The following is a 12,517-nucleotide window of genomic DNA, read 5'->3' as shown; positions in this document are numbered from 1 at the left end:
GGGGGAGACAGCCATGAAACCGTTCCTGACGCTGCATGATCCGTCGGCGGCCCGCAGCTATTACGATGCAGGCCTCTGGCAGGACGAAACCTTCTACCAGATGGCCGCCCGCCATGCCGCGGAGAACCCGAGGGGCCTGGCGCTCAGGGACGGCCGGTCCCGGCTCGACTGGGAGACGCTGAAGGCGCGCACCGACGCGATGGCCGACAGCTTCGTCGACCGCGGCATCGGCGCGGGCGACCGGGTGGCGATCTGGATGTCGAACCGGGTCGAGGTGGTCATCACCTTCCTCGCCTGTTCGCGCGAGGGCATCGCCTGCAACCCGTCGCTCCACCGCAGCTATACCTGTGCCGAGATCATCGAGCTCCTGACCGAGCTTTCGGCCAGCGCGCTGCTGACCGAAGACGGCTGGGGCGCCGACCGCGCGGCGAAGGATTTCGACGCGATGCTGGCGGAACTGCCCTTCCTCAAGAAGGTCTACACGCTCCAGAACTTTCCCAACCACATCACCCAGCTCGACCGGCAGCCGCATGCCAACCCGGACAGCGTCGCCTATCTGGCCTTCACCTCGGGCACCACGGGCAAGCCGAAATGCGTCATGCATTCGTGCAACACGCTTCTGGCCAATGCCCGCGACCTGGTGCGCGACTGGGCGCTCGATTCCAGCTCGGTGATCCTGACGCTCAGCCCGTTCTCGCACCACATCGCCTGGGTGGCGCTGGGGCAGTGGCTGGTCTGCGGCGGCACGCTGGTGATGGACGATCCGCCGAAGGGCATGAGCCGTCTCGACTGGATCCTCGAAACCGGCGCGACCTATGTAATGGGCGTGCCGACCCATGCGATGGACATCCTCGCCGAGCAGAAATCCCGCGGCCTGCCGCGCATCGGCCAGGTCCAGACCTTCTACATGGCTGGCGCGCCGATCCCGGAAGTCGTGGCCAAGGCCTTCGTAGACCAGGGGATCACGCCGCAGAACATCTACGGCATGACCGAGTGTTCCTCGCATCAATACACCCATCCGGGCGACGAGCGGCGGGTCTGGATCTCCACCTGCGGGCGCGGCGGACCGGCCTATGACGTGAAGATCTGGGACCCCGAGAACCCCGACATCGAGCTGCCGCAGGGCCAGTCCGGCGAGATCGGCGGGCGCGGCGCGGCGATGATGCTGGGCTATTTCGCCAACCAGGCGGCGACCGAGAAGACCTTCAACCGCCACGGCTACCTGCTGTCGGGCGATCTGGGCTCGTTCGACGGCGAGGGCAACCTGCGCATCGAGGGCCGGATCAAGGACCTGATCATCCGCGGCGGCCACAACATCTATCCCTCGCGGATCGAGGCGCTGACGCTGACGCATCCGCGCATCGACAAGGCCGCCGCCTTCGGCGTGGCCGATGACCGCCTGGGCGAGAAGGTCTGCCTTGCCGTGATCGGCGAGGTCGACGCGGCCGAGATGTTGAACCACCTGGCGCGCGAAGGCCTGTCGAAATTCGACATGCCCGAATGGTTCCTGGCGGTCGACACGCTGCCGCTGACGCCGAGCGGCAAGATCCTGAAGCGGGAGCTGACCGAGATGGTCAAGCGCGGCGAGATCGCGCCGCAGCCCGTCCGCTACATCGAGGAAAAGGTCTGATCCATGTCCGTTGAACTCACGCGGAACGGCGACATTGCCGTTCTGACGCTCAACCGCCCCGAGGCGCTGAACGCGCTGAGCTTCGCCATCCTGCGCGAGATCGGCAGCGCCTTCGACGAGGTCGCGGCGATGGAGGGCATCCGCGCGCTCCTGGTCACCGGCGCGGGCGACAAGGCGTTCTGTGCGGGCGCCGACATCAAGGAGCTGCGCCACCGGCCGCTGATGAACCAGCTCACCGGGGCGGAGCTGGGCCAGGCGGTCTTCGCCAAGCTCGACACGCTGCCGGTTCCTTCCGTGGCGCTGGTCAACGGCTATGCTTTCGGCGGCGGCTCGGAACTGGCGCTGGCCTGCACCTTCCGCATCGCGTCGCCCAATGCCGTTTTCGGCCTGCCCGAGATCAAGCTGGGGCTGATCCCCGGCTATGGCGGCACGCAGCGCCTGCCGCGGCTGGTGGGCGAGGGCCGCGCGCTCGAGATCATCATGACCGGGCGCAACGTCAAGGCCGAGGAGGCCGAGCGCATCGGCCTTGTCAATGCGGTGGCCGAGGGCGACCTGATGGAGGCCGGGCTCGACTTCGCCGGGTGGTTCACCCGCTACAGCCTGCCCGCGCTGCAATTTGCCCGCCGCGCCGTGCAGCGCGCCGGCGACCTGCCGCTGACCGAGGGGCTGCGCGTCGAGGCGGAGCTGTCGACGATGGCCTACCGCATGAACGACGCCGAGGAAGGCATGGCCGCCTTCGACGAGAAACGCAAACCGGAGTTCAAGGATGCCTGAAGGACAGATCATCGTCACCGGCGCCTCCAAGGGGATCGGCGCGGCCATCGCGGCGGAGCTCGACAGCCGCGGCTGGCAGGTCGTCTGCCTGTCGCGCTCGGGCGCGGCTGAGGTCGGCCACGGCATCGCCTGCGACATGACCGACGAGGCGGCGGTGAAATCCGCCATGGCGGAGGCCGCCGCCCGCGGCCCGGTCGCCGGGCTCGTCAACAATGCGGGCGTCCATATCGGCGGGCCGATCGCCTCGCTGACCACCGAGGATTTCGACCGCACCTTCGCGCTCAACACCACCGCCGTCATGGTGGCCGCGCGCGAGGCCTATCCGCACCTGCGGGAGAACGGCGGCACGATCGTCAATATCGGCTCGTTCTTCGACAAGCTCGGCGTGCCCGACAACCTGGCCTATTGCGGTTCGAAGGCCGCGGTCGCGGCGATGACCCGCTGCATGGCGGTCGAATGGGCCAAGGACGGCATCCGCGTGATGAATGTCGCGCCCGGCTACATCGAGACCGACCTCAACCGCGACTTCCTCGCCCGCGAGAAGGTCAAGGCCTGGATGGCCAGCCGCATTCCGACCGGCGCGCCGGGCCAGCCCGGGGATGTTGCCCGGCTGGTTGCCGCGCTCTTCGGCGAGGCGATCGGATTCCTCACCGGCGAGACGATCTACATCGACGGCGCACAAGGGATGAACCACTGATGAACATGTACGAGAAAGTGCTCCGCTCGCGGAACTGGGACGAGGACGAACAGGCGATCCTCGACCAGGTGCAGCGCATGACCGACGAGGTGATCGCGCCGAATGCCGAACACATCGACGCCACCGGCGAATTCCCCTGGAAGAATGTCGAGGCGATCAACGCGCTCGGCCTGAACGCGGTCTTCGTGCCCGAGGCCTATGGCGGCATGCCTATGTCGTTCCGGCTCTATCTGGAGATCGTGTCGATCATCTCCGAGGCCTGCGCCTCGACGGGCATCATCTACGCCACGAACTACCACGGCATGAAGCCGCTGATCGAATACGGCAGCGAGGAGCAGAAGGCGCGCCTCCTGCCCTGCATCGCCGAGGGCGGCCTCGGCGCGCTGGCGATCACCGAGCCCACCGCCGGCTCGGACGCGACCGGCATGAAGACAACCTTCACCGAGGATGGCGACGACATCATCGTCAAGGGCGGCAAGTGCTTCATCTCGAACGGCGACGTGGCCGACCGCTACCTCGTCTTCGGCAAATGGGCCGGGATCGAGGACCCCAAGAAGGCGATCTCCGCGCTGATCCTGGAGAAGGGCGCCGAGGGCTTCAGCGTCATCTCGAAAGAGAAGAAGATGGGCCATAACGGCTCCTCGACCTGTTCGCTGGCCTTCGACGGGGTGCGCGTGCCGCGCGCCAACCTGCTGCAGGAGCCGGGCGACGGGCTGAAGATCCTGCTCGGATCGCTCAACCGCTCGCGCCCCTCGGTGGCAGCCCATGCGCTCGGCATCGCGCGGGCGGCCTTCAAGGACATGGTGGCCTACGGTTCCGAGCGGGTGCAGAGCCGCAAGAAGGTGCTGGAGTTCCAGGGCAACCAGTTCACTCTGGCCGACCTCGCGGGCGAATTGCTGATGACCGAGAAATGGCTCGATTACGTCGCCTCCATGGTCGATGGCGGCGAGACCGATTTCGGCATGGAGGCCTCGCTGGCCAAACTGCGCGCCTCGGACCTGGCCATGAAGATGGCCACCGAATGCGTCCAGTTCCACGGCGGCTATGGCTATTGCCGCGACTACCGGGCGGAGCGGCTGATGCGCGACGCCAAGATCACCCAGATCTGGGAAGGCACCAACCAGGTCCACCGCCAGCTCATCGGACGGAGTTTCATCGTAAAATGACCGGTATCAAGACAGTCGCCGTCTGCGGGGCAGGCGGCACCATGGGGGCGGGCATCGCCATCGTCGCGGCGCGCGCAGGGTTTGACACGATCTGCTTCGACATGTCCGCCGATGCGCTTGCCCGCCAGCGCGGCGCGGCCGAGAAGTTCTTCGGCAAGTCGGTCGAGAAGGGCCGCATGACCGCAGAGGACCGCGACGCCACGCTGGCGCGCATGTCCGACGCCACAGACCTCGAGGCGCTCGCCGATTGCGACCTGGTGATCGAGGCGATCTTCGAGAACCTGGACGTGAAGAAGGAGCTGTTCGGCAAGCTGAACGGCATCTGCAAGGAGAGCACGATCTTCGCCTCCAACACCTCGACGCTCTCGATCACCGAGATCGCCGGCGGTTCGGGCCGCGACGACCGCGTGGTGGGGATGCATTTCTGCCTGCCCGCGCAGGTGATGAAGCTGATCGAGATGTCCCGCGGCATCAACACCTCGGACGAAACCTTCGACGCGGCATGGGCCTGGACCGAGGCCTGCAAGCAGATCCCCGTCGAGACGCAGGACAAGCCGGGCTTCATCCTCAACGCGCTCTTGGTGCCCTTCAACAACGACGTGATCCGCGCGATCGAGGCGGGGCTGTGCTCGGCCGAGGATATCGACATCGCGATCAAGTCGGGGCTCGGCTACAAGATGGGGCCCTGCACGCTCCTCGACCTGATTGGCCTGGATACGCAGGTCCGCCTCGGCGAGGCCTTCTATCCGATCACGCTCGACAAGCGCGCCGCCGTGCCGCCGCTCTGCCGCCGCATGGTCGCCGCCGGACGGCTGGGCAACAAGTCGGGCTCCGGCCTGCTGACCGGGCAGACGCCGCCGAAGGCGACCGAAGCGCCGGGCTACGCAATTGTCTCGGCGGGCGGGAGCCGGTCCTTCCCCGAGGGCGGGGCGTTCCTTGACGCGGCCAGCGAGGATGCGCCTGTGACCATCCATCTCGGCGGCGGCTTCGCGCCGGATACCGGCAAGACGGCCGTCGTGGTGGAACTCGATACCGAATGCCTCGGCGTCCATACCGGCGAGTCGCTCAATGGCGGGCCGTCGAACGTGGTCGGTTTCGCGCGCTACCGCAACGGCGACGACGCGCCCTCGAACCTCATCGAGCTGGTGCGCCGTCCGCAGACCGATCCGGCCGCCCTGGCCGCCGCGCGCGCGATCTTCGAGGTCGCGGGCTTCGACGTGGTGGTCTGCGCCGACCAGCCCGGCCGCATCGTCGACCGCCTTGTCCGTCCGAAATACAACGACGCGCTGCGCTTCCTCGACGAGGGGCTGGCGACGGCGGCGGACATGGACAAGACCTGCTGCATGGGTCTCGGCTATCCCGACGGCCCGCTGGAGCGCGTCACCCGCGGCGGGCTCGCGCGCCATTACGACGTCAGCTCCGCGATCCTCGCCATGACCGGCCAGCCGGGCTATGCGCCCGCGCGCGCCGCCGTGGTCGCCAAGACGCGGGAGGGCTGAGCCATGAAAGGGGCGCTCGACGGCATCCGCGTTCTGGATTTCTCCACCCTGCTGCCCGGGCCGATGGCGACGCTGGTGCTGGCCGAGGCCGGGGCCGAGGTGATCAAGGTCGAGCGTCCCGGACGCGGCGAGGAGATGCGCAGCTATGTCCCGAAATGGGACGGCGGCGACAGCTCCAACTTCCAGCTCCTCAACAGGGGCAAGAAAAGCATCGCGCTCGACCTCAAGGACCCGGAGGCGCGCGCGCGGCTGGTGCCGCTGATCGAGAGCGCCGACATCGTGGTGGAGCAGTTCCGCCCCGGCGTCATGGCGCGGCTCGGCCTCGCCTACGAGGACATGCGCAAGATCAATCCGGACATCATCTACTGCGCAATCACCGGCTATGGCCAGACCGGGCCGAAGGCGCTGGCCGCCGGTCACGACATGAACTTCCAGGGAGATGCCGGGATGCTGGCGCTGAGCTGCGGCACGGCGGATGTGCCTGTGCTGCCGCCCGCGCTGACCGCCGACATCGCCGGCGGGACCTATCCGGCGCTCGTCAACATCCTGATGGCGCTCTGGCGGCGGGAACGCACCGGCGAGGGCGCGATGCTCGACATCGCCATGGCGGAGAACCTCTTCCCGTTCATGTACTGGGCGCAGGGCGAGGGGCAGGTGACCGGCGACTGGCCCGGCAACGGCGACGCGCTGGTGACCGGGGGCAGCCCGCGCTACCGGCTCTACCCGCTGGCCTGCGGCCGCTTCGCCGCCTGCGCGCCGATCGAGCAGAAATTCTGGGACAGCTTCTGCGCCGCCATCGGGCTCGACCCGGCACTGGCAGATGACGCCCGTGATCCGGCGGCGACCACGGCCGCCGTCGGCGCGATCCTGAAATCCCGCGATGCCGCGCATTGGCAGGCGGTCTTCGAGACGGCCGATTGCTGCTGCTCCATCGTCCGCACGCTGGAAGAGGCGCAGGCCGATCCGCATTTCCGCGAACGCGGCATCTTCGAGGCCCGCATTGCCGGGCAGGGCGGGGACGAGATGGCCGCGCTGCCGGTGCCGGTGGTGCCGGGCTTCCGCGCGGCCGCGGACAGCGCACGCGCTGCCCCGGCGCTCGGCGCGGATACCGATGCCTGCCTCGGGGCCGAACTGGCCGGGAGGAGCTGAGATGAAAGCCGTCATCGTCCGGGAATTCACGCCCTTCGACCAGGCCGAATACGGCGAGCTGCCCGATCCGGTACCCGGGCCGGGCGAGGCCGTGGTCGACATCGCCGCGGCGGAGGCGAATTTTCCCGACATCCTCTATATCGAGGGCAAGTACCAGAAAAAGCCGCCCTTTCCCTTCTCGCCGGGACTGGCGGGGGCGGGCACCGTCTCGGCGCTCGGGGCGGATGTCACGGGACTGGAAATCGGCCAGCGGGTCATGGTGCTGCCGGAATACGGCACCTATGCCGGCAAGATCCGCCTGCCCGCGGGCTACTGCTTCCCGATGCCCGACGCGCTGCCCTTCGACGTGGCGGCGGCGTTCGGGCTGGTCTACCAGACCGCGTGGTTCGCGCTCACGGAGCGTGGCCAGCTCAAGCCCGGCGAGACCGTGCTTGTTCTCGGCGCGACCGGCGGCGTCGGCATGGCGGCGGTGCAGCTGGCCAAGGCGCTCGGCGCGGGCAAGCTTGTGCGCGCCCGCCGACGCTGCAACGGCCAGAACCGCGAGGACGGCGCGCTCGCCAGCCGCCAAGCCCTGGCCCGTGGCCGCCAGCCAGAGGCACATCGCGGCGGCGGCTGCCAGAACCGCGACCGTTAAAATTATGCGTGTCTTTGACGGATAAAGCCGAAACAGGGGATCCGTGCTCATGTCCCTGCCCCGCCTCGCCCGGCAAGCGTCTGATATCCCGGCATTCCACGTTCCTTTCCCGTCTTTCCGGCGCGGCCGGAGCCGCGCCTCGTCCTGCAGGCCGCGCGGAGGCGTCGGCCGCACATTATCCGTTCCTTAGTCATTGGCCGCTTATCTGCCAATGCGTTCCGAAAGGACGGCACGGCCGCGGAAAGCGGATCGTAAGATCAGAATGACTGCGCACAGGGTTCGTTCCGGACCTCGAATTTACAGTGGCGCCGAACTGCGCCGAAGAAGGGAACCGTGGGCAGATGTCCAGTATTTTGACCAACACCAGCGCCATGGTCGCGCTGCAGACCCTCAAGACCATCAACATGGGCCTCGAGAAGGTCCAGAGCGAAATCTCCACCGGCAAGGATATTTCGAACGCCAAGGAGAACTCGGCCATCTGGGCGATCTCCAAGGTGATGGAATCCGACGTCAACGGCTTCAAGGCGATCTCGGACAGCCTGTCGCTGGGCGAATCCACCGTCGCCGTCGCGCAGACCGCCTCCGAAACGATCCAGGAGCTGCTGGGCGAGATCAAGGCGAAGATCGTTGCCGCCCAGGGCGAAAACGTCGACCGCACCAAGCTCAACAACGATGTCGACGCACTCAAGAACCAGATCACCTCGGTGGTCAGCGCGGCCCAGTTCAACGGCCTGAACCTGGTCGACGGCAGCACCACGACGACCAACGTGCTCTCCTCGATCGACCGCGACTCGACCGGCACGGTCACCGCGAACTACATCACCGTGAACGGACAGAATCTCGGCTCCGGCGGCTATACCGCGAAATCTGTCTTCTCCGGCGGCACCGCGACCGTCGTTTCCGCAGCCGCCGATACCTTCGTGATGTCGCTCGACAACACCGTGGGCACGGATTCCGTGGTCATCGGCAACCCGACCTATGACGCCGGCGAGAGCATCACGATCAGCGTCGCCGGCTACACGGCCAGCTACACCGTTTCGGCGAACGACATCGCCGTCGGCAACACGCCCGAGGACATCATCGCCACCAACCTGAAGGCGCAGATCGAGTCCTTCAACATCGCCGGTCTCAGCGTCGCCTATGACAGCGCCAGCCCCGGCGAGCTGACCTTCACCAACACAGGCACCCTCGACCTCACGGTCACCGGGCAGTTCGGCGATGACGGCTCCGGCGGCCTTGCTGCGCTCTCGACGATCGACGCCACCAATGCCGGCACGCTCGCCGCCCAGCTGATCACCATGGAATCGCTGATCTCCACGGCCATCGACGCAGCCGCGGTCTTCGGCTCGGTCGGCAACCAGATCGACACGCAATCCACCTTCGTGTCGAAACTGACCGACTCGATGCGCGCGGGCATCGGCTCGCTGGTCGATGCGGACATGGAAGAAGCCTCCGCCAAGCTGCAGGCGCTGCAGGTGCAGCAGCAGCTGGGCATCCAGGCGCTCTCCATCGCGAACCAGGCACCGCAGAACGTGCTGTCGCTGTTCCGCTGATTTCCGCCGAACCAAGGGGCGCGCCGGTTTCCGGCGCGCCTTTCTCGCGTGCGGTGCTGGCTCCGCCCCGCATCTTCGGTTAGGCAGATCCCGTCCCGCCGGAGATCCGCCCCTTGCCAATCCCAGCCCGTCTCCTGTTCCTTCCGCTTGTCGCAGCCCTCTCCGGCTGCGTTCCCGCCGAGTACCGCTCCGGCGAGGAGCGCAGCAGCGTGACCGGCCAAACGCCGGAAATCCTGCCGCTGCGCGGCCTGCCGGGCTTGGACCCTGCCCCCGGGACCGATCTTGACGCGACTACGGCCGAGCTCGATGCGCGAAATGCCGCCCTGGCGCTGCGCCGGACCAGGCTGGACAGCGCCCCCCGGCAATCCTCCGACGAGACAATGATGTCGCGCGCCAGCGAACTGCGCGGCCGCGCCGAAGAGCTGCGCGCCCGCGACTGAGCCCTCCTGACCGGCCCTTCCGCCCGAGCCCCCCGGCCATCAGCGCCAGCGCATCGCGGCCGAGCCGCGGGTCGGTCCAGTACTGGCTGAGCGCCGCGCCGGTGCCCGACTCGACGAAGAGGCAGCGCGCGCCGACGGCCGGGCTCGAGGTGGTGATCGCCCCGCCGATCATGCCGGTATCGGGGCAGAGGCCGATGATGGAATAGGTCATGTCCGTTGCTCCGGGATCATTTTCCGCCGATCACCTTCTCGAACCCGGCGAAGCGCTGCAGCAGGAAGACGAGCACCACGCTCTGCAGGATCAGGATCGCGGCCATGGCTGAGACCGTCGGGTCGTTGAAGTCGCGGATGTAGGAATAGGCCTGCACCGACAGGACATTGGTCCGCATGTCGGTGAGAAACACCACGGTGGAGAAGTTGTCGATCGCCTCGACGAAGACGAAGATGCCGCCCGCCAGCATGCCCGAGCGCAGCTGCGGCAGGGTCACGGTCAGGAAGGTCTGGAAGCGCGAGGCGCCCAGGTTCCGCGCGGCCTCTTCCAGCGCGAGGTCGAGCCCCTCCAGCGTCGCGACCAGCGCGCGGATCGCGAAAGGCAGGGTGATGACGACAAGCGCGAAGGCGATCTTCCAGAAGCCGGAATCGATCCCGGTCCAGGCGAAGAAGTTGAGGAAGGCCACGCCGATCACCACGCCAGGCACGGCCAGCGGCGACAGCGCCAGCGCGCTGAGCAGCCCGCGCCCGGGAAACCGCCGCCGCACGATGGCCAGCGAGCAGGGCACCGCGATGGCCAGGGTCAGCGGCGTGACCAGCGCGGTTACCAGCAGGCTGTTGACCAGCGCATCGCGGAACTGGCTGTTCTCGAAGAAGTTTCCGAACCATTTCAGCGTCACCGCCTCGGGCGGGAACTGCACCCGCGCCGAGGGGCTGACCGACGAATAGAGGATCACCAGCGTCGGCACGACGAGGAACATCAGGACCAGCGCTGCCGCGAAGGTCAGGAGCGGCGAATAGGGACGGGAACTCATCGGCGCGTCCCCCCGAAGCGGCGCGACAGCGACCCGCGGATAAGGTTCAGCGCCAGGATCGGCAGGAGCGCGAAGACCAGGAAGATCATCGCCATGGCGGAGGCTGCGGGCATGTCGAAGCTGCTCTGGATCTTGTCGTAGATGAGGTTGGCGAACATCTGCACCCGGCCGCCGCCCAGAAGAAGCGGGAAGAGGAAGGAGCTGATCGCCAGCGTGAAGGCCAGGAGCGAGGCGCTGACCAGCCCGGGCACGCTGAGCGGCAGAGTCACGTCCCGGAAGGCGGCCCAGCGGCTGGCGCCATGGCTGCGCGCGGCTTCTTCGAGCGACGCGGGAATATTGCGGATCGCGCCGAGCAGGGTGAGGACGAAGAAGGGCAGCACGAAATGCACGATCGACAGAACCACGCCGGTTCGGTTGTTGACCATGCGGACCGTCGGCAGGCCGAACTCGCGCAGCAGCCCGTTGACCGGGCCGTTATTGCCCAGCACCAGCATCCAGGCATAGGCGCGGGTGATGCCGCCGGACAGGAAGGTGACGATCAGCACGAAGAAGATGGCGTTGCGCAGGAATTTCGACGGCGAGCGCGCCATCAGGTAGGCCAGCGGATAGCCGAGGACAATTGCCGCGCCGGTGATCTGCAGCGACATGACCAGCGTGTCCCACAGCGCCTTGCGGGCCAGCGGCGACGCAAAGGTATCGGCATAGTTCCCGAGCGAGCGGGGTCCCTCGAACATTGCCGTGCCGGGGATCTGCTGCAGGAGGCTCGTGTCGGCGAAGCGCAGGAGCGCCGCGAAGAACAGCCCCAGCACGGCCAGCAGCGGCCAGATCAGCCAGAGGACCGGGACCGGTTTCATGCCGCGGGCTCCAGCACGGTGATGCCGCCCGGGACGACCGAGACCTTCTGTCCGACGGGCCGGGTCGGCAGGTCCGGCGCCCGCGCCTCGGAGACCTTGACCATCTGTCCGTCGGAGAGGCTCACCTCGTAGAGGACGCGTCCGCCCAGGTTGGTGCGGTAGCCGATCGTGCCGCCGATGCCGCCGATGCCGGGATCGCCCAGCGTGACCGCCTCGGCGCGCAGCGCGATCTGGCAGGGGCCGTCCCGGCCGGGGCGGGCGCCAGCCGGCGGCCGGTCCAGTGCGATGGTGCTGCCGGCGACGGTCAGGCTGCCCGGCGCGAGGACGGCATCGAGGATGTTCTCCACTCCCATGAACTCCGCGACGAAGCGGGTTCTGGGGTGGTCGTAGAGCTCGGCAGGCGGCGATAGCTGCTCGATCCGCCCGTCATTGACGACGGCGATCCGGTCGGCAAGGATCATCGCCTCCTGCTGGTCATGGGTCACGATGACGGTCGCCAGCCCGAGGCTTTCCTGAAGCTTCCTCAGCTCGATCTGCATCGCCTCGCGCAGGTTCTGGTCGAGCGCGCCGAAGGGCTCGTCGAGGAGCAGCAGGTCGGGCCGGGTGGCGATGGCGCGGGCCAGCGCGGTGCGCTGCTGCTGGCCGCCTGACAGCTCCGACGGATAGCGGCGGGCGAACTGGTCGAGCCGCACCAGTTTCAGCGCGTCCCAGATGCGCGTCTCGCGCTCGCTGCGGGACACCCGGCGGATCTTGAGCCCGTAGCCGACATTTTCGGCGACGGTCATGTGCGGGAACAGCGCATAGGACTGGAATACCATGGCGGCATTGCGTTTTTCCGGGGCAAGCCGGGTGATGTCGCGGCCGTTCAGCGCTATGGTGCCGCTGTCGGGTTCGGCGAAGCCGGCGATCATCCGCAGGATCGTGGTCTTGCCGCAGCCCGAGGGACCGAGCAGCGCGAGAATGCCGCCTTCGGCGAGGTCCAGCGAGACTCCCTTGACCGCGAGCGTGCTGCCGAAGGATTTCTTCAGGCCGGAAATGCGCAGGGCGGTTGCCCGCTCCTGCGCTGCGATGTCGGGGACGTGCTGCATGGCCAACT

The 12,517-nt window shown here is 67.6% G+C and carries 12 protein-coding genes; 8 read left to right on the top strand and 4 right to left on the bottom strand.

What is annotated here, in order from left to right:
* The first annotated feature begins 13 nt into the window (after positions 1-13).
* The 8 genes from C7T91_RS25510 to C7T91_RS25475 all read left to right on the top strand — a co-directional run bounded on the left by C7T91_RS25510 (position 14) and on the right by C7T91_RS25475 (position 9,102).
* On the top strand, positions 14-1,630 hold the full coding sequence (locus C7T91_RS25510; protein WP_108262416.1) for a class I adenylate-forming enzyme family protein: 1,617 nt from the start codon (positions 14-16) through the stop codon (positions 1,628-1,630).
* Between the two features lie 3 nt (positions 1,631-1,633).
* A complete protein-coding gene (locus C7T91_RS25505; RefSeq protein ID WP_108262414.1) occupies positions 1,634-2,404 on the top strand; it encodes an enoyl-CoA hydratase/isomerase family protein in 771 nt (256 codons plus the stop codon).
* A complete protein-coding gene (locus tag C7T91_RS25500) occupies positions 2,397-3,101 on the top strand; it encodes an SDR family NAD(P)-dependent oxidoreductase (protein ID WP_108262412.1) in 705 nt (234 codons plus the stop codon). Before C7T91_RS25505 ends, C7T91_RS25500 begins: the two co-directional genes overlap by 8 nt.
* Positions 3,101-4,267 carry an acyl-CoA dehydrogenase family protein gene (locus C7T91_RS25495; protein ID WP_108262410.1) on the top strand — a complete coding sequence of 389 codons (1,167 nt, stop codon included), beginning with the start codon at positions 3,101-3,103 and terminating at the stop codon, positions 4,265-4,267. Before C7T91_RS25500 ends, C7T91_RS25495 begins: the two co-directional genes overlap by 1 nt.
* Positions 4,264-5,766, top strand: a complete 1,503-nt coding sequence (locus C7T91_RS25490; protein WP_108262408.1) for a 3-hydroxyacyl-CoA dehydrogenase NAD-binding domain-containing protein — start codon at positions 4,264-4,266, stop codon at positions 5,764-5,766. The genes C7T91_RS25495 and C7T91_RS25490 overlap by 4 nt, the downstream gene beginning before the upstream one ends.
* A 3-nt stretch (positions 5,767-5,769) precedes the next feature.
* A complete protein-coding gene (locus tag C7T91_RS25485) occupies positions 5,770-6,915 on the top strand; it encodes a CaiB/BaiF CoA transferase family protein (RefSeq protein WP_108262406.1) in 1,146 nt (381 codons plus the stop codon).
* Between the two features lies 1 nt (position 6,916).
* On the top strand, positions 6,917-7,549 hold the full coding sequence (locus tag C7T91_RS25480) for an alcohol dehydrogenase catalytic domain-containing protein (RefSeq protein WP_161556107.1): 633 nt from the start codon (positions 6,917-6,919) through the stop codon (positions 7,547-7,549).
* A gap of 341 nt (positions 7,550-7,890) precedes the next feature.
* A complete protein-coding gene (locus C7T91_RS25475; protein ID WP_108262402.1) occupies positions 7,891-9,102 on the top strand; it encodes a flagellin in 1,212 nt (403 codons plus the stop codon).
* 291 nt (positions 9,103-9,393) lie between these two features.
* On the opposite strand, the gene C7T91_RS25470 is transcribed toward C7T91_RS25475, so the two are convergent.
* The 4 genes from C7T91_RS25470 to C7T91_RS25455 are packed head-to-tail and all read right to left on the bottom strand — an operon-like array spanning position 9,394 to position 12,509.
* A complete protein-coding gene (locus C7T91_RS25470; RefSeq protein WP_108262400.1) occupies positions 9,394-9,753 on the bottom strand; it encodes a DUF1028 domain-containing protein in 360 nt (119 codons plus the stop codon).
* A gap of 16 nt (positions 9,754-9,769) precedes the next feature.
* Positions 9,770-10,567, bottom strand: coding sequence for an ABC transporter permease (locus tag C7T91_RS25465; protein WP_108262398.1), 798 nt, complete (start codon positions 10,565-10,567; stop codon positions 9,770-9,772).
* Positions 10,564-11,421 (bottom strand): ABC transporter permease, encoded by an 858-nt coding sequence (locus C7T91_RS25460; protein ID WP_108262396.1) that lies wholly within the window; start codon positions 11,419-11,421, stop codon positions 10,564-10,566. The genes C7T91_RS25465 and C7T91_RS25460 overlap by 4 nt, the downstream gene beginning before the upstream one ends.
* The gene (locus tag C7T91_RS25455; protein ID WP_108262394.1) at positions 11,418-12,509 is read right to left on the bottom strand and encodes an ABC transporter ATP-binding protein; all 1,092 of its coding nucleotides are present in this window, start codon (positions 12,507-12,509) and stop codon (positions 11,418-11,420) included. Before C7T91_RS25455 ends, C7T91_RS25460 begins: the two co-directional genes overlap by 4 nt.
* Positions 12,510-12,517 lie beyond the last annotated feature (8 nt).

Source organism: Mangrovicoccus ximenensis (assembly GCF_003056725.1).
GTDB lineage: Bacteria > Pseudomonadota > Alphaproteobacteria > Rhodobacterales > Rhodobacteraceae > Mangrovicoccus > Mangrovicoccus ximenensis.
This window is presented reverse-complemented; position numbering and strand designations above follow the sequence as displayed.

Bases quoted from the DNA above. Each gene is read 5' to 3' on its own strand.
- C7T91_RS25510 (WP_108262416.1), top strand. From the start codon at position 14: ATGAAACCGTTCCTGACGCTGCATGATCCGTCGGCGGCCCGCAGCTAT.
- C7T91_RS25485 (WP_108262406.1), top strand. From the start codon at position 5,770: ATGAAAGGGGCGCTCGACGGCATCCGCGTTCTGGATTTCTCCACCCTG.
- C7T91_RS25460 (WP_108262396.1), bottom strand. From the start codon at position 11,421: ATGAAACCGGTCCCGGTCCTCTGGCTGATCTGGCCGCTGCTGGCCGTG.
- C7T91_RS25455 (WP_108262394.1), bottom strand. From the start codon at position 12,509: ATGCAGCACGTCCCCGACATCGCAGCGCAGGAGCGGGCAACCGCCCTG.
- C7T91_RS25495 (WP_108262410.1), top strand. From the start codon at position 3,101: ATGAACATGTACGAGAAAGTGCTCCGCTCGCGGAACTGGGACGAGGAC.
- C7T91_RS25470 (WP_108262400.1), bottom strand. From the start codon at position 9,753: ATGACCTATTCCATCATCGGCCTCTGCCCCGATACCGGCATGATCGGC.
- C7T91_RS25490 (WP_108262408.1), top strand. From the start codon at position 4,264: ATGACCGGTATCAAGACAGTCGCCGTCTGCGGGGCAGGCGGCACCATG.
- C7T91_RS25465 (WP_108262398.1), bottom strand. From the start codon at position 10,567: ATGAGTTCCCGTCCCTATTCGCCGCTCCTGACCTTCGCGGCAGCGCTG.
- C7T91_RS25475 (WP_108262402.1), top strand. From the start codon at position 7,891: ATGTCCAGTATTTTGACCAACACCAGCGCCATGGTCGCGCTGCAGACC.
- C7T91_RS25505 (WP_108262414.1), top strand. From the start codon at position 1,634: ATGTCCGTTGAACTCACGCGGAACGGCGACATTGCCGTTCTGACGCTC.
- C7T91_RS25480 (WP_161556107.1), top strand. From the start codon at position 6,917: ATGAAAGCCGTCATCGTCCGGGAATTCACGCCCTTCGACCAGGCCGAA.
- C7T91_RS25500 (WP_108262412.1), top strand. From the start codon at position 2,397: ATGCCTGAAGGACAGATCATCGTCACCGGCGCCTCCAAGGGGATCGGC.